At 69.0% G+C, this 21,107-nt stretch carries 18 protein-coding genes; 9 read left to right on the top strand and 9 right to left on the bottom strand.

Annotated elements, in window-relative coordinates; all coding sequences use genetic code 11:
* Positions 1–68: 68 nt before the first annotated feature.
* The 4 genes from FBY21_RS03395 to FBY21_RS03380 all read right to left on the bottom strand — a co-directional run bounded on the left by FBY21_RS03395 (position 69) and on the right by FBY21_RS03380 (position 4,389).
* Complete coding sequence (locus FBY21_RS03395; RefSeq protein ID WP_142008610.1) at positions 69–1,877, bottom strand: ABC transporter ATP-binding protein/permease; 1,809 nt, start codon at positions 1,875–1,877, stop codon at positions 69–71.
* Positions 1,878–2,055: 178 nt separating this feature from the next.
* On the bottom strand, positions 2,056–3,264 hold the full coding sequence (locus FBY21_RS03390; protein ID WP_142008608.1) for a hypothetical protein: 1,209 nt from the start codon (positions 3,262–3,264) through the stop codon (positions 2,056–2,058).
* 120 nt (positions 3,265–3,384) lie between these two features.
* Complete coding sequence (locus FBY21_RS03385) at positions 3,385–3,774, bottom strand: hypothetical protein (protein WP_142008606.1); 390 nt, start codon at positions 3,772–3,774, stop codon at positions 3,385–3,387.
* A 66-nt stretch (positions 3,775–3,840) separates the two neighbouring features.
* Entirely contained in the window at positions 3,841–4,389 is a 549-nt protein-coding gene (locus FBY21_RS03380) for a hypothetical protein (RefSeq protein ID WP_142008604.1), read from the bottom strand.
* Positions 4,390–4,596: 207 nt separating this feature from the next.
* Here FBY21_RS03380 and FBY21_RS03375 point away from each other — a divergent pair, with 207 nt between their 5' ends.
* The 3 genes from FBY21_RS03375 to FBY21_RS03365 all read left to right on the top strand — a co-directional run bounded on the left by FBY21_RS03375 (position 4,597) and on the right by FBY21_RS03365 (position 7,082).
* Entirely contained in the window at positions 4,597–5,400 is an 804-nt protein-coding gene (locus FBY21_RS03375) for a suppressor of fused domain protein (RefSeq protein WP_142008602.1), read from the top strand.
* Between the two features lie 42 nt (positions 5,401–5,442).
* A complete protein-coding gene (locus tag FBY21_RS03370; RefSeq protein ID WP_142008600.1) occupies positions 5,443–6,153 on the top strand; it encodes a hypothetical protein in 711 nt (236 codons plus the stop codon).
* 86 nt (positions 6,154–6,239) lie between these two features.
* Positions 6,240–7,082 carry an AraC family transcriptional regulator gene (locus tag FBY21_RS03365; RefSeq protein ID WP_142008598.1) on the top strand — a complete coding sequence of 281 codons (843 nt, stop codon included), beginning with the start codon at positions 6,240–6,242 and terminating at the stop codon, positions 7,080–7,082.
* 20 nt (positions 7,083–7,102) lie between these two features.
* Here FBY21_RS03365 and FBY21_RS03360 read toward each other — a convergent pair whose 3' ends face one another.
* The 5 genes from FBY21_RS03360 to FBY21_RS03340 all read right to left on the bottom strand — a co-directional run bounded on the left by FBY21_RS03360 (position 7,103) and on the right by FBY21_RS03340 (position 13,710).
* Positions 7,103–7,921 (bottom strand): protein phosphatase 2C domain-containing protein, encoded by an 819-nt coding sequence (locus FBY21_RS03360; protein ID WP_142008596.1) that lies wholly within the window; start codon positions 7,919–7,921, stop codon positions 7,103–7,105.
* A 77-nt stretch (positions 7,922–7,998) separates the two neighbouring features.
* Positions 7,999–9,294, bottom strand: a complete 1,296-nt coding sequence (locus tag FBY21_RS03355; RefSeq protein WP_142008594.1) for an NAD(P)/FAD-dependent oxidoreductase — start codon at positions 9,292–9,294, stop codon at positions 7,999–8,001.
* Positions 9,287–9,961: a peptidase S8 and S53 subtilisin kexin sedolisin gene (locus FBY21_RS03350; protein ID WP_142008589.1), complete on the bottom strand. Its 675-nt coding sequence runs from the start codon at positions 9,959–9,961 to the stop codon at positions 9,287–9,289. Before FBY21_RS03350 ends, FBY21_RS03355 begins: the two co-directional genes overlap by 8 nt.
* Positions 9,951–11,684: an ABC transporter ATP-binding protein gene (locus FBY21_RS03345; protein WP_142008587.1), complete on the bottom strand. Its 1,734-nt coding sequence runs from the start codon at positions 11,682–11,684 to the stop codon at positions 9,951–9,953. The genes FBY21_RS03350 and FBY21_RS03345 overlap by 11 nt, the downstream gene beginning before the upstream one ends.
* A gap of 118 nt (positions 11,685–11,802) precedes the next feature.
* The gene (locus FBY21_RS03340) at positions 11,803–13,710 is read right to left on the bottom strand and encodes a sigma-54-dependent Fis family transcriptional regulator (RefSeq protein ID WP_142008585.1); all 1,908 of its coding nucleotides are present in this window, start codon (positions 13,708–13,710) and stop codon (positions 11,803–11,805) included.
* 218 nt (positions 13,711–13,928) lie between these two features.
* Here FBY21_RS03340 and FBY21_RS03335 point away from each other — a divergent pair, with 218 nt between their 5' ends.
* The 6 genes from FBY21_RS03335 to FBY21_RS03310 all read left to right on the top strand — a co-directional run bounded on the left by FBY21_RS03335 (position 13,929) and on the right by FBY21_RS03310 (position 21,061).
* A complete protein-coding gene (locus tag FBY21_RS03335; protein ID WP_142008583.1) occupies positions 13,929–14,327 on the top strand; it encodes a MerR family transcriptional regulator in 399 nt (132 codons plus the stop codon).
* A 43-nt stretch (positions 14,328–14,370) separates the two neighbouring features.
* Entirely contained in the window at positions 14,371–15,534 is a 1,164-nt protein-coding gene (locus FBY21_RS03330) for an isovaleryl-CoA dehydrogenase (RefSeq protein ID WP_044399656.1), read from the top strand.
* A 62-nt stretch (positions 15,535–15,596) separates the two neighbouring features.
* Entirely contained in the window at positions 15,597–17,204 is a 1,608-nt protein-coding gene (locus tag FBY21_RS03325) for a carboxyl transferase domain-containing protein (protein ID WP_142008581.1), read from the top strand.
* An 18-nt stretch (positions 17,205–17,222) separates the two neighbouring features.
* Positions 17,223–18,017, top strand: coding sequence for a gamma-carboxygeranoyl-CoA hydratase (locus tag FBY21_RS03320; protein WP_074972009.1), 795 nt, complete (start codon positions 17,223–17,225; stop codon positions 18,015–18,017).
* Complete coding sequence (locus FBY21_RS03315; RefSeq protein ID WP_142008579.1) at positions 18,014–19,963, top strand: acetyl/propionyl/methylcrotonyl-CoA carboxylase subunit alpha; 1,950 nt, start codon at positions 18,014–18,016, stop codon at positions 19,961–19,963. The genes FBY21_RS03320 and FBY21_RS03315 overlap by 4 nt, the downstream gene beginning before the upstream one ends.
* Positions 19,964–20,155: 192 nt before the next feature.
* The gene (locus tag FBY21_RS03310) at positions 20,156–21,061 is read left to right on the top strand and encodes a hydroxymethylglutaryl-CoA lyase (protein ID WP_142008577.1); all 906 of its coding nucleotides are present in this window, start codon (positions 20,156–20,158) and stop codon (positions 21,059–21,061) included.
* Positions 21,062–21,107: the final 46 nt, after the last annotated feature.

Raw genomic sequence — 21,107 nt, 5'->3', positions numbered from 1 at the left:
GCGTGTAAGCCGCTGCGCGGCGGCCTTAGGACGCCCCGGAAGCCGTCTGACTCCCGGGGCGCGAGGGGTCAGGCGAGGTCGCCGGCCTGCTCGCGCAGGGCCCAACCGCCCTGCCCGTCCACGTCCAGGCGGTGGGTATGGAACTGCGCCAGGGTGGCGCGGTGGCCGACGCTGACCAGCAGCGTCTCGTCCAGGTGCTCGCGCAGCAGCGAGTAGAGGGCGTGCTCCAGGCCTTCGTCCATGGCCGAGGTGGACTCGTCGAGGAATACCACACGGGGCCGGTTGAACAGCACCCGGGCGAAGGCCAGGCGCTGCTGCTCACCGATGGAGAGGATGCGCGTCCAGTCCTGGCTCAGTTCCAGCCGCTCGGCCAGGTGCGCGAGGTTGACCTGGCGCAGCGCCTGCTTCAGGCGTTCGTCATCCTCGGCCACGGCGGTATTGGGGTAGGCGATGGCGGTGCGCAGGTCGCCCAGGGGCAAGTATGGGCGCTGGGAGAGGAACAGCGCCTGGTGCCCGCCGGGGCGGTACACGGTGCCTTCGGCATAGGGCCAGAGCCCCGCCAGCGCCCGCAGCAGGGTGGTCTTGCCGCTGCCCGAAGGCCCCTTGATCAGCAGCGCCTGGCCCGGCACCAGCTCCAGCGCCAGGTCGGCCAGCAGGCGGTGCCCGTCGGGGCGCAGCACGTCGAGACTTTCGATGCGCAGGCCATCGGCGGCCTCATGGGTGTCCACCTTGGGCAACTCGCGGGCCTGCTGGTTGGCATCGAGGAAGCCGGTGAGACGGTCCAGGGTCGCGCGGTACTGGGCGAAGGTGTCGTAGGAGGTGCGGAAGAACGACAGCGAATCCTGCACCTGGCCGAAGGCCTGGGAGGTCTGCATCACGTCACCCAGCTTGATCGCCCCACTGAAGAAGCGCGGCGCCTGGAGGATGAACGGGAAGACCACCGCCACCTGGCTCACCACCAGGTTGAAGCCGTCGAACTTCAGGCTCCGGTAGACCATGGCCCAGACGTTGCCGATCAGCGCGCTGAAACGCCCCAGCAGCGTGCCGCGCTCGATGGCGGTGCCCTGGTAGAAGGCCACGTTCTCGGCGTACTCGCGCAGGCGCATCAGCGCATAACGGAAGTTCGCCGTGAGCTTTTCGTTGAGGAAATTCAGCCGGATCAGCGGCCGGCCGAGGCGGAAGGCGATCCAGGTGGCGATGATCACGTAGATGTACACCGCGAAGACCATGGCCCGGGGGATCTCCAGCCCACCCACCGTCAGCGGTGCCGACAGGCCCCAGAGGATGCCGGTGAAGGCCACCAGCGACACCAGGGCACTCACCGCACCCAGGGCCAGGGACACCGAGCCGGTGACGAAGGCGTTGACGTCCAGCTCGATGCGCTGGTCGGGGTTGTCCACCGGCTCGTCGAGGAACTGCCCGCGGTAGTAGGCATCACCGTTCATCCAGTCACCGGTCAGGCGCTCGGTGAGCCAGACCCGCCAGCGGATGTTGAAGGCCTGGGTGAGGTAGTAATTGAACAGCGCCCGCAGCACGTGGATGGCCGCCAGCACCGCGAAAATGCCGAGGAAGTACCAGAACGCTGTCTGGTCCAGGCCCTGCAACGCGCTGTAGAAGCCGTTGTACCAGAACGAGAACAGCACGTTCATGCGCACCGAGAACAACGCCATCACCAGCAGCAGGGTGAAGACCAGCAGCGGCTTCCAGCTGCGTTTGGGGCTGAGGTAGGGGCCGGCGACCTGCCAGAACTGACTGCCCCAACGGGTGAATCGAACCGCCAGCGCAGCGGCGGCGGAGAACGCAACGATGGTGACCAGGGACGCGACAGCGAGCCAGCTCAGGCTCTCCTGCAGGGCCTTGCTCCAATCCATTTCCATGCTGGGTATCCGTGCTTCGGGGGAAGGGGACGACGCGGTCGGGCCGGAGCCCGCCCCAGGCCACCGAAGCGAGGCGGTGGCGCTGTGTCGGCGCGCAGTATAAACAGCACCGGCCGCGTCGGAACATCCATCAGGGGCGGTGTCAGCCGGCGTTCAGCTGGCCACCGCCCTGCCCGCCTCAGCCCTGGGCGGGCTGGCCGATGCAGGTGTAGCCGAAGGGGTTGTGGCGGATATCGCCCAGTTCGTAGCCGAAGTCCGGCCGCGCCAGGTACGGGCTCGACGGCTCGGCGGCGGGCTCGACCCCGAACGCGGCCAGGAAGGCCTGCTCGAAGCGCGCCACCGCCGCCTCCTGGGCCTCCAGGTCGACCTCTTCGTCCTCGGCGAAGCGGATCACGAAGTCCGGCAGGCCCAGGTGCTGCATGCCGCAGGTGTAGAGCAGGTTCTCGTGGCCGATGGGCTTGCGCACGAACAGGCGGTACAGCGTCAGCAGCATGCGCCGCTGGTCGCGGGCCTCCACCGACGCCTCCAGCGCGTCGATCAGCTCCTTCCAGCGCGCCAGGCCATGGGCCAGTCCTGCCGTCTCGACCTTGGCGGCCGTGACCAGCCCCTGCTCGATCAGGCGCCCCAGGGCCCGCGCCGCCGCCATCGCCGCAACGATGCGGGTGCGCTCGTGGTGAATGCGCGGCATCACGAAATAGGCGGTGGCGGTATGCGCCTCGATGGCCGCCTCGTCTTCCTCGGTCATGGACGGCTCCGTGCGGTCGGCACAGATGCGGTAGGAGCGCGGCATACGGTCGTCGTGCTCCAGCTCGCTGAAGGCCTCGTCCAGGCGGAAGGTCTCCAGCCCCATGGAGGCCGTCATCGACTCGAAGGTCTCGCGCAGTGCATCAAAGCGCTCGAAGGTGCCCAGCACATTGAGGATGATGTCCGGCGGCAGGTCGGCCTTCAGCTCGGCCAGGCGCTGGTCCGCCGCACGGATGTAGGCCTCCAGCATCCCCAGGTAACGCACCGCGCTGGCCTGGATGGCCGGCGCCTGTTCCGAGAGCGGGAAGGTATCCAGGCAGTCCGCCCCCTCGCCGTCCACCTCCATGGGCTGGAAGAGCAGCTCGTGGCGCTGCGCCTCGGCATCCGCCAGCTTGAAGATGAAATGCCGGTGGTCATCGAAGCCGTTGTCCGGCCCGGGGCCCGATTCGTTGGCCACCGCGATGCGGAATCGGTCCGGGAGGAACTCGACGTACAGCTCGACGCTGTCGCCCTCCCCGTCCTCCAGCTCCAGCCAGTCATAGCTGTCGCCACCGGCCTCGTAGCGCAGGTAGTGCTCCTGCACGTAGTCGGTCTCCAGCAGCGCCTGGATACGGGCGTAATCGATTGCACTCAAGGGGTTCATGGCGGCCTCTGGCGGTCCTGGGATGGGGGCCGGATCGACACGGCCCAAAGCCCGGCATCCTAAGGCAAAGCAGCCGCCGCGCCTGAGAAGCAGGTCGCGGCGGTTGAATGCGGTGGAAGGCTAGCGCTGGGCGGCAGTGGCCAGGCTGGAGTCGGGCAGGAGCAGCGCGGCGGGGATGCAGTCTTTCAGGTATCGCTCGTCCTCTGAGAGGCCACCGTACTGCACAACGAACCGCGCCATCTGGCCCAGGTAATCGAGAGCGAGCACACGGTAGGCCTCGCTTACCCGTGCGTGAGGGACGTCAGTCAGGGCGCGATAGGCGCGGTCAAGGAAGATCGGAATGACCGGGTAATTGCCGCTCAGGAACAGCCCGGTCAACTGGTTGATGTAGCAAACCAGCGGATAGGTCGCGCTGTTCATCCGGTAGCACTGCTCCGGTACGACGTCCGGCGCATTCAGGCATTTTTGAAGCTGTTGGAGCGCCTTGCGTGCCGCCTTGGCACCTTCCATGGGACTGCTCATCGGTTGCCATCCATTTGAAATCCACCACCGCCCCAGGTATGGGCGCCGTCAAATCTATTGCTCGTCTTCCGGACGCAAGGGCGAGGCCCACCAATCGCACCACGCCATGACACTCCGCGCCGTCTCGTCGTGCTCGGGGTGGTAGTGGTGGGCATGAGGGATGGGAATCTGCACGTCCCCCTCACTGAACCCCAGCCCATTGAGCGCTGCGACGTACTCGGCAAGAGGCCCATAGGCATGGATCAGGTCGTGACGATCCCAGACCAGCGTGGCCTGCTGGGCCGGCGAATGGACCCAGAGGTCGAACCGGCTGTCCTGGCTCAGGAACAAGCCGAATTCGTGGATGAACGACTCGACCTCAGGCAAGGAAAGCTCGGGGCTCTGATAGCGAGCGGGCTCCGCCTCCCCACGGGGCGTGTGCAGGACATAGAGCAGGATCAGCGGCGCTTCGAGACACCGGACGAGCCGGAGGATCACATCCGGATCCGAGCCTGGCACGCCGACCACCAGCCGTGGGTGGGCGTCGACGACGGGACGCGAGAACCGGGCGGGATGAGAGAACTGCGCCCAATTGCCGTCGACCTGATGCTCCAGCTTGTACATGTGTCACGTCCTTGCGAGTCATTACGCGAGAGCGGCGTTTTACCGGAAGCCGCCGCCCAGGAAAAGCACCTTGGCCTTCCAGCTCCTTCTGCTTCTGGCATCCGGCCCTGAGTGGCCGGTCATGAAACATCGCCTCCGTGGTTTCGCCAAGCTCAAGGGCCCGTCAGAATGCACGCCTGATACAACAGCCCCACGCAAGGAATGCCCATGGAGTTCTTCAAGAAGCTGCTCGGCTCATCGCAAGCAGGTACCCCCGATACACCCTCTGATTCAGACCAGGAAGGCATGACACCGGCCGAGCAGGCCCGGCAAGTCGCACTGGAGGCCAGTGGCGAGCGCCTGGACCGGCACTGGCAAGGCATCGGTGCCGTCGAGCGCGATGTGCTGACCTTCCTCATCAGCCCCAGCTTCACCGGCGGGCCGTACTGGCCCTCCACCCGCCAGTCCTACCGGGTCGTCCGCCGTGACGGCAGCATCATCCTGGCCACCGACGGCCTCTGCTACCCCTTCGACGACGGTGACGAGCCGGTCAACGGCTTCGAACTGGAACTGTTCATCGACACCCCGGATATTCCCGAGCACGCACAAGGTGCCCCTGGCGACGTGGACCCGCTGCGCAACAGCTGGGCCTATGAGGTGCTCAAGAGCGTGGCCGATACCGTTGCGGACGCAGGTGGCATCACGACCCAGCTGGAGCGCTACGGCGCCCTCTCCCTGGAGCTGCCCGGCGTGAGCCAGTCCAACTGCGTGGGCAGCCAGGTGCCCCCGGCCTTCATCACCGAAGACGACTGCGTCGGCATCCTGCTGGGCGGCCCCGCGCCAGACTTCGCCACCCGCCTGGAGGACATGCCGTTGTCGCCGGTCACCCTGGTGCCGGTGGTGCTCATCACCGCCGCCGAGCTGGACTACATCCGCTCCGGCGGCCAGGCCGCGCGCCAGGACCTGCTGCAGCGCCTGCAGTCCGCCGGCATCGGGCACCGCAGCCTGCTCACCCGTGCCAGCGTCGTGTAGACACACGGACAAGACACGCCAAGCTCAGCCGAAGAACAGCCCATGCACTACTGGAATCAGGACAACTTCCAGAGCCTCACGGCCATCGCCGAGGCCTACGCCGACACGCCTGGCTACGAAGGCTTCGCCGCGTACTGCCAACTGCGCGAGCGCGGGTTGAAGAAGCCGGCCCTGCAGGCCCTGGCCGGCTTCATCGCCGCCTGCCGCCACACGCCCCTGGATGTGCAGCGCGAGCGCGCCTGCGAGCTGGCGGCGCTGCACTACCACACGCCTGCCGCCCACCAGCTCCTGGCGCAGCCGCTGCGGGTGTACCTCGGTCAGATACTGGAAGCCTGGTGCCAGGAGGCGCCGCCCTCCCCCGTGCCCTATCGCTGGGCCGCGGTGATCAAGGAAGACACCGCCTACTTTCACCAGGCGCTGGAACAGGATCCCAACGACGCCATCGCCCTCTACCGGCTGGCGGTCGCCTACCTGGGCCAGGTGGACTACCAGACCCACCACCTCGGCGAGTCGTTCTTCATCGGTGACGAAGCCCATGCCGAAACCGCCCTCGCCCGGGCCGGCGAACTGATCGCCCGGCTCGCCCCCGAGCAGACGCCGAAATGGCTGGCAGAGGAGCAACGCCACTGCCGTGCCCTGCTGGACGCCTGGAGCCGCTACCGCTCAGCCGACACGTCGGCCTCCTTCCCGGAGTGGTGCGAGGCGCAAGGGCTGGGGTTCGGTTTCAGCCAGGCGTTCTATTACGCGCGCTGAAGGCGAGCGGCGCCAGCCGCGCAAGAACGATCAAATCGCCTCGACGCCCTCTTGCTAAGGTCGGTGCCGTCTTCAAGGAGTGCCCTATGCCGAGCATCGAACAGGTCCTGTGGTTCATCGAATCCGAACAGGATGCCAGCCTGGACCTCGGGTCCGTCGCGGCCCACGCCGGGCTGTCGCCATTCGCCCTGTCGCGTCTGTTTTCCCTCGCCACCGGCTGGTCGGTGATGCGCTACATCCGTGCCCGCCGCCTGACCCGGGCGGCCCATGCCCTGGGCGACGGCACGCGGGACATCCTGCAGGTGGCGCTGGATGCCGGCTATGGCTCCCATGAAGCCTTCACCCGTGCCTTCAGCGACCTGTTCGGGGTCACGCCCCGGCAGGTTCGCGAACAGGGGCACGGCAACCTGCACCTGGTGGAGCCCTTGCGCATGAAAGCCATGAATTTCGTGGAGCTGTCCGAACCCCGCTTTGAAACCCGCCCCGACTTCCTCATCGCCGGCCTGGGCGAACGCTTCACCTTCGACCGCAACGAAGGCATCGTCGGCCTGTGGCAGGCCTTCGCCCCCTATATGGGGCGGATTCCCGGCCAGTCCAGCGACGTCACCTATGGCCTGTGCTGCAACCCGGGCGAGGACGGCAGCTTCGAATACATTGCCGGCGTCGAAGTGCCTCGTATCGACGGGCTACCGCCCACCTTCCGCCACTTCAAGGTGCGCCAGCAGGACTACGCCGTGTTCCGCCACCTGGGCCACATCTCCACCATCCACCAGACATTCCTCACCATCTTCAACAAATGGCTGCCGGCGTCCGGGTACGCCTTCGCCGACGCCCCGGAATTCGAGCAATACAGTGCCGATTTCGAGCCGATGCAGGGGACGGGGTTCGTGGAAGTGTGGGTGCCGGTGGTGCGACGCACGCTTGGGTGAGTCGGCTGTCGCTCCTCCGGCTAGCCGCCCACCCGCAACCAGATCACCGAGGCATCGTCGCTGGCCTTGAAGCGCGGATAGCGCAGGCAAGCCGCGTCCTCGCGCTCGATGCGGCGCAGCTCCTCGGCCAGCGGCAGCAGGCCGCTTTCCAGCACCCGGGCCATCAGGGTCGGAGCGTCGTAGTGGTGGTAGGTGTCGATCAATGCGGCGAAGCCGTCGCTCATCAGCAACAGGTCGTCGCCGGCGGCCAGGGGCGCCTGGGCGTATTGCAGGGCGGCCCTCGCCTGCTCGGCGTCGACGCTCAGCACCGCCTTGGGCCGCTCGCGGGCGGCGCGGCGGTCGGCCACGACATGAGCACTGCGGACGTTGTCGGCTCCAATGCCGGGGCCCAGGGCCTGGGCTTCGGCCTGCTCCTGCCGGCGATCCGGCTGCGGCGTGAGGAAGACCACGCCCTGGGCGCTGCGGTGGATCACGGTGCAGTCACCGAGAAAGCCGCAGGCCAGCCGGTCGCCTTCCAGGGCGATGGCGGCAAGGGAGGCACGGGGCAGTTCCCAGGCGGCGACAGGCTCGCGCTGGCGATCACGCCGGTAGTCGGCAGCGACGGCCTGGAACACCTGCTCGCACAGCGAGGCCAGGGGGCCCGAAGCGGCCATGAAGCCGCGATGGGCCGCGTCAGCCAGCCAGGCCGCACCACCCCGCTGCCCCATCAGGCCCGGCTCGCCCAGGTCGGTGGCACCGTCGATGACCCAGGCATGCCGCCCGGCACAGCCGACGCGGTCGTCGTTGGGAACGGCGGCCTTGCCGGCAAGGCTGAGGGTCTGGATCAGGTCGAGGTGCATGGCGGTTCCTTCGTGTGCGATCAATTCGAGCCGCACATTCTAATCACCGCACCCGGCGGAACAATGCTGGCCCCTTGTCAGGGCCGGTAGCCCTGCGCCAGCAGCCAACCCTGCACCTTGCGCCGTGGCTCGGGCGCCAGCGCGGCCAGGGCCGCGTCCAGCCGACCGGCCTGCAGGGCACGAACGATGGGCGCCAGCTCGGTGCCGTCCAGGTGCCAGACACCCAGGGGCTGGTCGGCGGTGATGACCACCTCCCGCGCCTCGATCAGCTCGCCCTGGATCACCGGTGCCGACTCCACCCGCACCTGGCGGATGTCCGCCTCGGCATGCAGCGGCGCGGCATCGGGCCAGGTGCGGCGATCACGCCAGAACGGCTGCTCCGGCCAGCGCTGCTCCAGGGCATAGAAGTCACGGCCGGTACGGGCGAAGCGCTGGAACAGGTGCTCGACCCGGCGCTGGTGGAAGGTTCGGGCCAAGGCGGCGCGCTCCGGGTGGCGCAACAGCGTGTTGATCACCGCCGGGGCCTGCAGCGCGGAAGACAGGGACTGGAAGATGCCGTTGCCGGACAGCGGGTCCACCGCCATCGCCGCATCCCCGACCCGCAGCCAGTCGGGGCCGCTGGCCTCGTGGAAGAGGATCGCGGTGCTGCTGCGGGCATGCAGGCTGGCGGGTTGCAGGGCAGCCTCGCCGAACAGCTCGCGCACCCGAGCGGACTGCCGGCGACGTTCGGCGCACCAGGCCGGCAACCGGTCCCGGGGCGGCAGGTCGCTGGCGGTGGCGTCGAGGGTGATCTGCCAATAGCAGCGGCCGTCGGCCAGCCGCGCCATCCAGGCCCAGCCGTCGGCCAGGCTTTCCACCGCCGAGCCGGCCAGACCGGGGGCGTCGTGCCACTGGTTGAGCAGGCTGAGGGTCTCCGGCCCGCGCAGCCGTCCGCCGGCCAGGGGCGCGGAGCGTCCGCGCGCTTCCACCAGGAAGCCGGCCCGCAGCACCTCGCCGCCTTCCAGGTGCACGGCGTGGCCGTCGGGGCCGTGCGCCACCTTGAGTACCCGCGCTTCCAGCACCTCGATACCGGCAGCCTGCAGGTCGTCGCGCAGGGCGGCGTCGAAGACCGGGCGATCCAGCAGGCATTCCTGGTTGATGGATTGTCCCTCGCCGTTCCACTGCACCCGACGCGGCGAGGGTGCCGCTGCAGTAGCCAGCGCCCGGTGCAACCCGGCCTGGCGCAGCCCCTCCAGCACCCGCTGGGAGACGCCTTCAACCGCCGCGAAACGACGCCACTCGCTGACCACCCGCACCGGGTAACCCAGGCGCGTGAGGCCCAGGGCGACGGCGGCACCGGCCGGGCCGGCGCCGAGGATGAGGATTTCAGTCATGGCCGCGCCGCTCCGGCCCGTGGTAGGCGGCGCCCTGGCGCAGCGCCTGCAGCAGGGCGTCCCGGCTGATGCCCGGCTGGCGCGCCAGGTGCGCAGCCAGGGTGCCGGCCAGGGCCGCGCAGGCGACGCTGGCACCAGCGACGCCGTTGTGGGCTGCCACATGGGCACCGAAATCGGCCTGGCGGGTGCCGAGCCAGGACCACTGCCCCGGCGCGCAACGGGCATCACCGGTGATGCGGATGACGCCCGGGTAGCTGGCCGGGTACACCGGCTCGCCCTGGGCCGGGCTGGAGGCACAGAGCAGCACGCCGGCGGCCTGGAGCCGGGCGCAGGCGTCACGCAATACCGGCCGGTCCGTGCGCAGGCCCAGGCTCATGCTCACCAGGCTCACCTCCTGCTCCAGCAGCCAGCAGAGGGCGGCGGCGATCTGCAGCGGGCTGGTCTGTCCCCGCTCGCCGAATACCTGGGCCATGCAGACACCCACCGGGCCGGCCTGGCGGCGGAAGGTATCGAGCACCACCTGGCCGTGGCCGAGGCTGTCGGGCTGGACGTCGCCTTCGTGCAGTTCGCCGTCCTCCAGCCAGAAGCGCCGGGACGCTTTGACGCCGTCGGCCTGCTCCGGGGCGAAGCCGCTGTCGATCAGGCCGATGCGCACGTCAGCGGCCATCGAGGGCGACCTCGGCTGCCAGCGGACGCAGTCGCCCCTGCTCCAGACGCAGGTGCAGGTCCGCCTCGGCGAGGGTGGACGGCCGGTGGCTGATGAGGATGCGCGTGCGCCCGGCGAACAACTGGTCGATGGCGGCGATCACCTCGCGCTCGGTGGCTTCGTCCACTGCCGAGGTGGCCTCGTCCAGCACCAGGATCAGCGGGGCCTGCAGCAGCGCGCGGGCGATGGCGATGCGCTGTTTCTGCCCGCCGGAGAGCTGCTGGCCACGCTCGCCCAGGGGGGTGTCCAACCCCAGCGGCAGGGCGGCCACCAGGCCGTCCAGCCGGGCCAGGCGCACCACCCGTTCCAGGGCCTCGCGGCTCGCGTCGGGGGCGCTGTAGGCGAGGTTCTCCGCCAGGGTGCCGCGGAACAGGACGATGTCCTGGCTGACAACGGCGATGCGCCGGCGCAGGGCCAGCAGGTCCAGCTCGCGCAGGTCGACGCCGTCCAGCAGGATGCGCCCCTGGTCAGGGTCGTAGAAGCGCTGCAGCAGGTCGATCAGGGTGGACTTGCCGACGCCCGAGGCGCCGCTGATGGCCACCTTGAGCCCGGCGGGAATCTCCGCGTCCACACATTCCAGCACGGCGCCGGCACGCTGCTCGTGGGCGAAGTGCACGCCCGCCAGGCGCAGGGTGCCGGGGCCGTCCGGCAGGGGCACGGGCGTGACGGGCGGGCGCACCGGCACCGGCTCCTGCTGCAGCTCCATCACCCGCCCGAGACTGACCGTCATGCGCTGCAGCGCGACGTAGAGGCCGAGCAGGCTCTGCACCGGCCCCACGGCCATGCCGAGGTAGGTGGAAAAGGCGATCAGCGCGCCCAGTTGCCAGGTGCCCTGAATGACCCAGTAGCCGCCGATAAGGAACGCGCAGGCGCGGGACAACGAGGTGAGCGTGCCCGGCACCGCGTGGGTGAAGAACTCGGTGACCTGCACCCGCAGCAGCTGGCGCATGTAGCCCTGCCCCAGGCCCTCCAGGCGGCGCGCTTCGCGGGCCTGCTGGCCAGCGGCCTGGATGAACTTCATCGCCGGCAGGGTTTCCACCAGGAAGGACGACACATCCGCCGAACGTTCCCGCAGGCTGCGCACCTCGCGCTCGACCTTGCGGCGCATCCAGCGCAGCCAGAGCACTTCCACGGGGATCAGCAGCGCCAGCAGCAGGGACAGCTGCCAGGACAGCAGCAGCATCAGGCTCACCGCGCCGATCAGCCCGATGAGGCTGGAGACGGCAGAGAACAGCGAATCCACGGCGAACCGCTGGATCTCCGCCACGTCGCCATCCAGGCGCGACAGGATGTCGCCGATGCGCTTGCGTCCGTAGAAGGCTGGCGAGAGCTGCTGCAGGTGGCGGTAGAGGTCGTCGCGCAGGGCGAAGAGGATGCGCCCGGAAAGCCGGGTGTGCAGGTAGCGGTTGATGCCCGACAGCGCGGTGCCGATCAGGCCGACGGCGATCATCGCCACCGCCACCTGCACCAGCAGGCCGAAGTCCTTGGCCAGCAGGCCCTCGTCGATCAGCGTCTTGGTCAGCCAGGGCTGGGCCAGCACCAGCAGCGATGCCCCGAGGGACAGCCCCAGCAACACGGCGATGGCGCGCAGCTGCGGGCGCACGAAGCCGTAGAGCCAGGCCAGGGCGCGGCGCAGGAGTTCGGGGTCGTGGGCGTCGACGAGCTTGAGCAGGAGGCGGGTCATGCCGTCACCCGGGCATACCGGAACGTCGTAGGTGCAGCCGTAGCCCGGGCTTCAGCCCGGGTCTGCCCAGGCACACGGCATCGCGAATGAATTCGCTCCCACAGCGCCTTCAAGGGCGTCATCCCCTGAGCTGCTTGAGCTTGCGGTACAGGGTGGCGCGGCTGATGCCCAGGGCATCGGCGGCGGCGGAGACATTGCCCTGGTGCCGCTCCAGGGCGGCGCGGATCAGCTCCAGTTCGTTCTCGCGGATGCTGCCGGGCTGGCGGGTGGTGGCGGTGAGGTCGTCCAGCAGGCTGTCGGTGAGGTGGTCCAGCCCCAGCACGGTCTCCCCCGGTTCGCGCATGGCCAGGGCCGCACGCAGGACCATCTCCAGCTGGCGGATGTTGCCCGGCCAGTCGTAGCCGCTGAACAGCTCGGCGAGGTCCTTGTCCAGGCTGACGTCGCTGGCACCGAAGCGGGCCAGCACGCTGGCGATCATCCCGGCCAGGTCGTCCCGCTCGCGCAGGGCCGGCAGGCGCAGGCTGACGCCGTTGATGCGGTAGTAGAGGTCTTCGCGGAAATGCTGGTCCTGCACCAGCCGGCGCAGGTCGCGGTGGGTGGCGCAGATCACCGCCACGTCGATGGCCTGCTCCTCGGCGGCGCCGAGAGGGGCCACCCGGCGCTCCTGCAGCACCCGCAGCAAGCGGGCCTGGAGCGCGAGGGGCATGTCGCCGATCTCGTCGAGGAACAGCGTGCCGCCGTGGGCCTGCATCAACCGGCCGACCATGCCGCCACGGCGGGAGCCGGTGAAGGCGCCTTCGCGGTAACCGAACAGCTCGGACTCGATCAGCCCCTCGGGAATGGCCGCGCAGTTCACCGCCACGAAGGGTTTCTCGGCACGCGGGCTGGCCTGGTGCAGGGCGCGGGCCACCACCTCCTTGCCGGTGCCGGTTTCCCCCAGCAGCAGCACGGGCAAGTCGCTGGCCAGGGCCTGGCGGGCCATGCGCAAGGCGCGGGCGAAGCGGCCATCGTGGCCGGCCAGTGCCTCCAGGGCCTGGGATGTTGTAGGGCCGGGCGCCTTGGCCGCCGCCGGGGCCGTGTGGCCGAGGGGGCTGTGGCGGGGCACCTGGAGCGCGCGGAAGAAGAACTCGCCCTGGGCGGTCTGCACGCTGCTGACGCCGCCCTTGAGCAGGCGGGCAATGAACGGAGCGGCACGCTCGCCGATGAGGTCGCTGCCACGGCGGCCCACCAGGGCATCCCGCCCGACCCGCAGCAGTTCGCAGGCCCGCTCGTTGGCGGCGACCACCTCGCCCTCCAGGCTCAGGGCCAGCAGCCCGTGCCAGGCGCTGCCCAGGTACTGCGGACGGTTATGGAAGGCCACCACCAGGTGATCGCCGTAGGTCAGGGCGAACAGGCGGCTCTCGATGTTGCCGGCGGCCAGCATCAGGGTGGCGAGGTTGTCCTCGGGCTGGGCCATGACGCCTTGCCGGGTCAGGTCCAGCACGCCCACCACCTGCCCCTGGGGATCGCGCAGCGGCACCGAGGTGCAGGAGAACGGGCTGAGTCGGTCGAGATAATGCTCACCGCAGTTGATCAGGGTCGGTCGGCCTTCCACCACCGCCGTGCCGATGGCGTTGGTGCCCCGGCTCGATTCGCTCCAGCAGCTGCCGGGGCGCAGGTCACGCAGGCCGGAGCCCTTGAGGAATTCGGTCTGGCCTTCGATGGCCAGCAGGTTGGCCTGGGCGTCGCCGAGGATGATCAACCCACCCTTGCCCTGCTGGCTGACCAGGTACTCCAGCTCGGGGGTGGCGGCATCGATCAGCAGGCGGTTGCCTTCCAGCAACAGGCCGAGGTCGTGATGACGGAGTTCGGGCTGCTCGCCTTCGAGGCAGTTGAGCCCGTGACCAAGGCTGCGCCGCCATGAGGCATCGATCTCCTCGCGGAGCACACCGCGGGGCAGTTCGCCTTCGTTGAGCAGCTTCAGCCGTGCCTGGTACGACTGGTGAAGTGGATCGGTCGCCATTTTTATTCGAATGTCCTGCGCCATCTCTCGCTCCAGCAACCGCCCGGTCTGGCCGTGGCGGACTGCACGCCCTGACTGTCTACACCCCCCGGCCGGTGCCGTAAAGAGCGCCGGTTCCGCAGGCTGGAAGCCAGCAAGTATCGGGCCACAGGGGCTATTTGCCGCTGCCTGGCGCCGAGTTGACAGCGAGTTTACCCAGGTTTACGTTAACGTAAAGGTAAACAAGCCGAGCCCCCTCCCCCATGTCCAAGACCTACAGCATTTCCGACCTGGCCCGCGAACTGGATGTGACCACCCGCGCCATCCGCTTCTATGAGGAGCAAGAGATGCTCTTCCCCGAGCGCCGGGGCCAGGAGCGCATCTACAGCCCCAAGGACCTGGTGGCCCTGAAGCTCATCCTGCGTGGCAAGCGCATCGGCTTTTCCCTGGCCGAGTGCAAGGAGCTGATCGACCTCTACGACCCCAGCAGCGGCAACCGCAAGCAGCTGGAAACCTTCATGGAGAAGATCGCCGCCCGCCGCGCACAACTCGAACAGCAGTTGCTGGACATCCAGCAGATGCAGCTGGAACTGGATACGGCCGAGGAACGCTGCCTGGCGGCCCTGGCCGAGACCGAACGCAAGCAGGTCGCCAAGGCCTGATCCCCTACCCGACTCACCGACAATCACAAGCACAGGTGGAACCATGACCTACTCGAGCCTGAACTTCGCCCTCGGCGACACCCTCGATATGCTGCGCGAACAGGTGCAAGCCTTCGTCGCCGCCGAACTGGCGCCCCGCGCCGCCGAGATCGACCGCGACAACGCCTTCCCCATGGACCTGTGGAAGAAGTTCGGCGACATGGGCCTGCTGGGCGTGACCGTCGGCGAGGAATACGGTGGTGCCGGCCTGGGCTACATGGCCCACGTCATCGCCATGGAGGAGATCAGCCGCGGCTCGGCCTCGGTGGCCCTCTCCTACGGCGCCCACTCCAACCTGTGCGTCAACCAGATCAAGCGCAACGGCACCCACGAACAGAAGCAGAAGTACCTGCCCAGGCTGATCAGCGGCGAGCACGTCGGCGCCCTGGCCATGAGCGAGCCCAACGCCGGCTCCGACGTGGTCTCCATGAAGCTGCGCGCCGACCGCAAGGGCGACCGCTTCGTCCTCAATGGCAGCAAGACCTGGATCACCAACGGCCCCGACGCCAACACCTACGTGATCTATGCCAAGACCGACCTGGACAAGGGCCCCCACGGCATCACCGCCTTCATCGTCGAGCGCGACTGGAAGGGTTTCTCCCGTGGCAGCAAGTTCGACAAGCTCGGCATGCGCGGCTCCAACACCTGCGAGCTGTTCTTCGATGACGTGGAAGTGCCGGAGGAAAACGTCCTCGGCGCGGTCAACGGCGGCGTCAAGGTGCTGATGAGCGGCCTGGACTACGAGCGCGTGGTGCTGGCCGGCGGCCCGGTGGGCATCATGCAGGCCTGCCTGGACGTGGTGGTGCCCTACATCCACGACCGCAAGCAGTTCGGCCAGAGCATCGGCGAGTTCCAGTTCATCCAGGGCAAGGTGGCCGACATGTACACCCAGCTGGCCGCCAGCCGAGCCTACCTGTACGCCGTGGCCCAGGCCTGCGACCGTGGCGAGACCACCCGCAAGGACGCTGCCGGGGTGATCCTCTACACCGCCGAACGCGCCACCCAGATGGCCCTGGAGGCGATCCAAATCCTCGGCGGCAACGGCTACATCAATGAGTTCCCCACCGGGCGCCTGCTGCGCGACGCCAAGCTCTACGAGATCGGCGCCGGCACCAGCGAGATCCGCCGCATGCTGATCGGCCGCGAGCTGTTCAACGAAACCCGCTGATCCTCGACCGACGCCCCTCCCCTCCGGGTGGGGCGCGAAACGCACGACTCGGAGCGCCCCAGATGGCCATCCTGCATACCCAGATCAACACCCGCACCCCGGAATTCGCCCGCAACCGCGAGGCCATGCAGGCCCAGGTGGACGACCTGCACCGCCTGCTCGGCCGCATCCACGAAGGCGGCGGCGCCAAGGCCCAGGAACGCCACACCTCGCGGGGCAAGCTGCTGCCGCGTGAGCGCATCAACCGCCTGCTGGACCCGGGCTCGCCCTTCCTCGAGATCGGCCAGCTGGCGGCCCATGAGGTCTACGGCGAAGAGGTCCCCGCCGCCGGCGTGGTGGCCGGCATCGGCCGCGTCGAAGGCGTGGAGTGCATGATCGTGGCCAACGACGCCACGGTGAAGGGTGGCTCCTACTACCCGCTGACGGTGAAGAAGCACCTGCGGGCCCAGGCCATCGCGCAGGAGAACCGCCTGCCCTGCATCTACCTGGTGGACTCCGGCGGCGCCAACCTGCCGCGCCAGGAAGAGGTCTTCCCGGACCGCGAGCATTTCGGCCGCATCTTCTTCAACCAGGCCAACATGAGCGCCCAGGGCATCCCGCAGATCGCCGTGGTGATGGGCTCCTGCACCGCCGGTGGTGCCTACGTGCCGGCCATGAGCGACGAGACCATCATGGTGCGCAACCAGGCCACCATCTTCCTCGCCGGCCCGCCGCTGGTGAAGGCCGCCACCGGCGAGGTGGTGACCGCCGAGGAGCTGGGCGGCGCCGACGTGCACTGCAAGACCTCCGGCGTGGCCGACCACTACGCCGAGAACGACGAGCACGCCCTGGCCCTGGCCCGCCGCAGTGTCGCCAACCTCAACTGGCGCAAGGCCGGCGAGCTGAACCTGCGCACCCCCATCGCCCCGCGCTACGCCAGCGAGGAGCTGTACGGGGTGATTCCGGCGGACGCCAAGCAACCCTTCGACGTGCGCGAAGTGATCGCCCGCCTGGTGGACGACTCCGCCTTCGACGAGTTCAAGGCCCTGTTCGGGACCACCCTGGTGTGCGGCTTCGCTTTTCTTCACGGCTACCCCATCGCCATCCTCGCCAACAACGGCATCCTCTTCGCCGAGGCTGCGCAGAAAGGCGCGCACTTCATCGAGCTGGCCTGCCAGCGCGGCATCCCGCTGCTGTTCCTGCAGAACATCACCGGCTTCATGGTGGGCAAGAAGTACGAGGAAGGCGGCATCGCCAAGCACGGCGCCAAGCTGGTCACCGCCGTGGCCTGCGCGCGGGTGCCGAAGTTCACCGTGATCATCGGCGGCAGCTTCGGCGCCGGTAACTACGGCATGTGCGGCCGGGCCTACGACCCGCGTTTCCTGTGGATGTGGCCCAACGCGCGGATCGGCGTGATGGGCGCCGAGCAGGCCGCCGGCGTGCTCACCCAGGTCAAGCGCGAGCAGAGCGAACGCGCCGGCCACAGCCTGAGCGCCGAGGAAGAGGCGCGCATCAAGCAGCCCATCCTCGAACAGTACGAGCGCCAGGCCCACGCCTATTACTCCAGCGCGCGGCTCTGGGACGACGGCGTCATCGACCCGGCGCAGACCCGCGAGGTGCTTGGCCTGGCGCTCTCGGCCAGCCTCAACGCGCCGATCGAAGCGACCCGCTTCGGCGTGTTCCGCATGTAGCCCTCTCCCGGAGCCCATATGACCGACTTCAACACCCTGCAACTGGACATCGCCGCCAACGGCGTCGCCACCCTCTGGCTGAACCGTCCGGACAAGAACAACGCCTTCAACGCCGGGATGATCCGCGAGCTGATCCTCGCCCTGGATGCCGTCAAGGAACACGGCCAGGTGCGTTTCCTCATCCTCCGCGGCCGTGGCCGGCACTTCTCCGCCGGGGCGGACCTGGCCTGGATGCAGGAGTCCGCCCGCCTGGACTACAACGCCAACCTGGACGACGCCCGCGAGCTGGCCGAATTGATGTACGCCCTCTACCAGCTCAAGGTGCCGACCCTGGCGGTGGTCCAGGGCGCGGCCTTCGGCGGCGCCCTGGGCCTGATCAGCTGCTGCGACATGGCCATCGGCGCCATCGACGCGCAGTTCTCCCTCTCGGAGGTGCGCATCGGCCTGGCGCCGGCGGTGATCAGCCCCTTCGTGGTCCAGGCCATCGGCGAGCGCGCCGCGCGCCGCTACGCCCTCACCGCCGAGCGTTTCAACGGCGAGCGGGCCCGTGAGCTGGGCCTGCTGGCCGAGTGCTACCCGGCCGAGGACCTGGACCAGGCGGTGGAGAGCTGGACCGCCAACCTGCTGCTCAACAGCCCCCAGGCCATGCGCGCCAGCAAGGACCTGCTGCGGGAAGTGGGCAGCGGGGTGCTCAGCCCCAACCTGCGCCGCTACACCGAGAACGCCATCGCCCGCATCCGCGTGAGCGCCGAAGGCCAGGAAGGGCTCAATGCCTTCCTGGAGAAACGCAAACCCTCCTGGCAGGAGCAATGACCATGATCACCACCTTGCTGATCGCCAACCGTGGCGAGATCGCCTGCCGGGTGATGCGCACCGCCAAGGCGCTGGGCATTCGCACCGTGGCCGTCCACAGCGAGATCGACCGCAATGCCCGCCACGTGCGCGAGGCGGACATGGCCATCAACCTCGGCGGCGCCAAGCCGGCGGAGAGCTACCTGCGGGTGGACGCGCTGATCGCCGCCGCCCAGGCCAGCGGCGCCCAGGCCATCCACCCCGGCTACGGCTTCCTCTCGGAGAACGCCGGCTTCGCCCGTGCCATCGAGGCCGCCGGGCTGGTGTTCCTCGGCCCGCCGGCCAGCGCCATCGACGCCATGGGCAGCAAGTCCGCCGCCAAGGCGCTGATGGAGGAAGCCGGCGTGCCGCTGGTGCCCGGCTACCACGGCGAGGACCAGGCTCTGGAGACCTTCCGCGCCGCCGCCGAGCGCATTGGCTACCCGGTGCTGCTGAAGGCTGCCGCCGGTGGTGGCGGCAAGGGCATGAAGGTGGTGGAGCGCGAGGCCGACCTGGCCGAGGCGCTCTCCTCCGCCCAGCGCGAGGCCCAGGCCGCCTTCGGCGACGCCCGCATGCTGGTGGAGAAGTACGTGCTCAAGCCGCGCCATGTGGAGATCCAGGTCTTCGCCGACCGCCACGGCAACTGCCTGTACCTCAACGAACGCGACTGCTCCATCCAGCGCCGCCACCAGAAGGTGGTGGAGGAAGCCCCCGCCCCCGGCCTCTCGGCCGAGCAGCGCCGGGCCATGGGCGAGGCCGCCGTGCGCGCGGCCCAGGCCATCGGCTACGTCGGTGCCGGCACCGTGGAGTTCCTGCTGGATGCGCGGGGTGATTTCTTCTTCATGGAGATGAACACCCGCCTGCAGGTGGAGCACCCGGTCACCGAGGCCATCACCGGCCTCGACCTGGTGGCCTGGCAGATCCGCGTCGCCCGGGGCGAAGCCCTGCCCATCACCCAGGCGCAGGTGCCGCTGATGGGCCATGCCATCGAAGTGCGCCTGTACGCCGAAGACCCGGAAGGCGGCTTCCTGCCCGCCAGCGGCCACCTGGACCTGTACCGCGAGCCCGCGCCCGGCGAGGGCCGTCGGGTGGACAGCGGCGTGGCCGAGGGTGACGACGTATCGCCCTTCTACGACCCCATGCTGGCCAAGCTGATCGCCTGGGGCGAGAACCGCGAGGAGGCGCGCCAGCGCCTGCTGGCCATGCTGGGGGACACCGCCGTGGGCGGTTTCCGCACCAACCTGGCCTTCCTCCGCCGCGTGCTCGGCCACCCCGCCTTCGCCGCGGCCGAACTGGACACCGGCTTCATCGAGCGCCACCAGGCACAGCTGCTTCCCGCTCCTGCCACCCTGCCCGAGCAGGTCTGGCAGCTGGCTGCCGAAGCCTTCCGCCAGGGTGATGTCGCGCGGATACGCCAGGACGACCCGCATTCGCCCTGGAGCGGCAACAGCGGCTGGCGTGCCGGGCTGCCCAGCGAAACCGACCTGCACCTGGCCTGTGGCGAGGAACGCCAGGTGGTGCGCCTGCGCGGCCGGGTCGACAGCCCGGTCCGCCTGGAAGACGAGCGGCTGACCCTGGAGCTGGACGGCGTGCGCCGCACGCTGCTGGCCATCCGCCGGGGCGAAACCCTCTACCTGGAGTGGGACGGCACGCTGCACACCATCACCCGCGTCGACCCCATCGCCGAGGCCGAGGCCAGCCACACCCACCAGGGCGGGCTGACGGCGCCAATGAACGGCAGTATCGTGCGCGTGCTGGTGGAAGCCGGCCAGGCCGTGGAAGCCGGCACCGCCTTGGTGGTGCTGGAGGCGATGAAGATGGAGCACAGCATCCGCGCGCCCCACGCCGGCACCGTCAAGGCGCTGTACTGCAGCGAAGGCGAACTGGTCGCCGAAGGCACCGCGCTGGTGGAGCTGGAAGAGGCCTGAAAGAGCGCTGCCCCGTAGGGTGGATGTCGCTCCTTACATCCACCAACCTGGCCCGGCCCAGCACCGCCGGTGGACATGAAAAGCGATGTCCCCCCTACGCAGAAACAACCCGCAGGATGGGTCGGACGGCGTTCCGCGAGCGAAGCGAAACCCATCGGGCACCGAACGCCGATGAATGAGAGAGATGACGCAATGACGATCCCCAAGAAGGTCCGCCTGGTCGAAGTCGGCCCCCGTGACGGCCTGCAGAACGAGAAGCAGCCCATCAGCGTCGCCGACAAGGTGCGCCTGGTGGACGACCTCACCGCCGCCGGCCTCGGCTATGTGGAGGTGGGCAGCTTCGTATCGCCCAAGTGGGTGCCGCAGATGGCCGGCTCCGCCGAGGTGTTCGCGCAGATCCAGCGCAAGCCGGGCGTCACCTACGCCGCCCTGGCGCCGAACATGAAGGGCTTCGAAGCCGCCCTGGAGGCCGGGGTGAAGGAGGTGGCGGTGTTCGCTGCCGCGTCCGAGGCCTTCTCGCAGAAGAACATCAACTGCTCCATCGCCGAGAGCCTGGCGCGCTTCGTGCCGGTGGTGGAGGCCGCCCGCGCCCAGGGCGTCAGCGTGCGCGGCTATGTGTCCTGTGTGCTGGGCTGCCCCTACGAGGGTGAAGTGGCCGCCGAGCAGGTGGCAGCAGTGGCCGCCGAGCTGCATGCCATGGGCTGCTACGAGGTCTCCCTGGGCGACACCATCGGCACCGGCAACGCTGGCAGCACCCGCCGGATGTTCGAGGTGGTGGGGGCGCGCATCCCCCGGGAGCAACTGGCCGGCCACTTCCACGACACCTACGGCCAGGCCGTGGCGAACATCTACGCCAGCCTGCTGGAAGGCATCAGCGTGTTCGACAGCTCGGTCGCCGGGCTCGGCGGTTGCCCCTACGCCAAAGGCGCCACTGGCAACGTCGCCACCGAGGATGTGCTCTACCTGATGAACGGCCTGGGCATCGAGACCGGCATCGACCTCGACCGGCTCGCCGCTGCCGGGCAACGCATCTGCGCCGTGCTGGGCAAGGACAACGGCTCGCGGGTGGCCCGCGCCCTCCTCGCCCGCAACGCCTGATCCCCGGCAAGCGCCGGGCATGAAAAAGCCCGCGCATCCTCACGGA

This window comes from Pseudomonas sp. SLBN-26 (genome assembly GCF_006715895.1).
Classification (GTDB): domain Bacteria; phylum Pseudomonadota; class Gammaproteobacteria; order Pseudomonadales; family Pseudomonadaceae; genus Metapseudomonas; species Metapseudomonas otitidis.
The sequence above is the reverse complement of the archived record's forward strand: the minus strand, read 5'-3'. Positions and strand labels throughout refer to the sequence as shown.

What these genes read in the sequence shown, in the direction of transcription:
- FBY21_RS03395 (WP_142008610.1), bottom strand. Translation starts at nt 1,877, where the DNA reads ATGGAAATGGATTGGAGCAAGGCCCTGCAGGAGAGCCTGAGCTGGCTC.
- FBY21_RS03390 (WP_142008608.1), bottom strand. Translation starts at nt 3,264, where the DNA reads ATGAACCCCTTGAGTGCAATCGATTACGCCCGTATCCAGGCGCTGCTG.
- FBY21_RS03385 (WP_142008606.1), bottom strand. Translation starts at nt 3,774, where the DNA reads ATGGAAGGTGCCAAGGCGGCACGCAAGGCGCTCCAACAGCTTCAAAAA.
- FBY21_RS03380 (WP_142008604.1), bottom strand. Translation starts at nt 4,389, where the DNA reads ATGTACAAGCTGGAGCATCAGGTCGACGGCAATTGGGCGCAGTTCTCT.
- FBY21_RS03375 (WP_142008602.1), top strand. Translation starts at nt 4,597, where the DNA reads ATGGAGTTCTTCAAGAAGCTGCTCGGCTCATCGCAAGCAGGTACCCCC.
- FBY21_RS03370 (WP_142008600.1), top strand. Translation starts at nt 5,443, where the DNA reads ATGCACTACTGGAATCAGGACAACTTCCAGAGCCTCACGGCCATCGCC.
- FBY21_RS03365 (WP_142008598.1), top strand. Translation starts at nt 6,240, where the DNA reads ATGCCGAGCATCGAACAGGTCCTGTGGTTCATCGAATCCGAACAGGAT.
- FBY21_RS03360 (WP_142008596.1), bottom strand. Translation starts at nt 7,921, where the DNA reads ATGCACCTCGACCTGATCCAGACCCTCAGCCTTGCCGGCAAGGCCGCC.
- FBY21_RS03355 (WP_142008594.1), bottom strand. Translation starts at nt 9,294, where the DNA reads ATGACTGAAATCCTCATCCTCGGCGCCGGCCCGGCCGGTGCCGCCGTC.
- FBY21_RS03350 (WP_142008589.1), bottom strand. Translation starts at nt 9,961, where the DNA reads ATGGCCGCTGACGTGCGCATCGGCCTGATCGACAGCGGCTTCGCCCCG.
- FBY21_RS03345 (WP_142008587.1), bottom strand. Translation starts at nt 11,684, where the DNA reads ATGACCCGCCTCCTGCTCAAGCTCGTCGACGCCCACGACCCCGAACTC.
- FBY21_RS03340 (WP_142008585.1), bottom strand. Translation starts at nt 13,710, where the DNA reads ATGGCGCAGGACATTCGAATAAAAATGGCGACCGATCCACTTCACCAG.
- FBY21_RS03335 (WP_142008583.1), top strand. Translation starts at nt 13,929, where the DNA reads ATGTCCAAGACCTACAGCATTTCCGACCTGGCCCGCGAACTGGATGTG.
- FBY21_RS03330 (WP_044399656.1), top strand. Translation starts at nt 14,371, where the DNA reads ATGACCTACTCGAGCCTGAACTTCGCCCTCGGCGACACCCTCGATATG.
- FBY21_RS03325 (WP_142008581.1), top strand. Translation starts at nt 15,597, where the DNA reads ATGGCCATCCTGCATACCCAGATCAACACCCGCACCCCGGAATTCGCC.
- FBY21_RS03320 (WP_074972009.1), top strand. Translation starts at nt 17,223, where the DNA reads ATGACCGACTTCAACACCCTGCAACTGGACATCGCCGCCAACGGCGTC.
- FBY21_RS03315 (WP_142008579.1), top strand. Translation starts at nt 18,014, where the DNA reads ATGACCATGATCACCACCTTGCTGATCGCCAACCGTGGCGAGATCGCC.
- FBY21_RS03310 (WP_142008577.1), top strand. Translation starts at nt 20,156, where the DNA reads ATGACGATCCCCAAGAAGGTCCGCCTGGTCGAAGTCGGCCCCCGTGAC.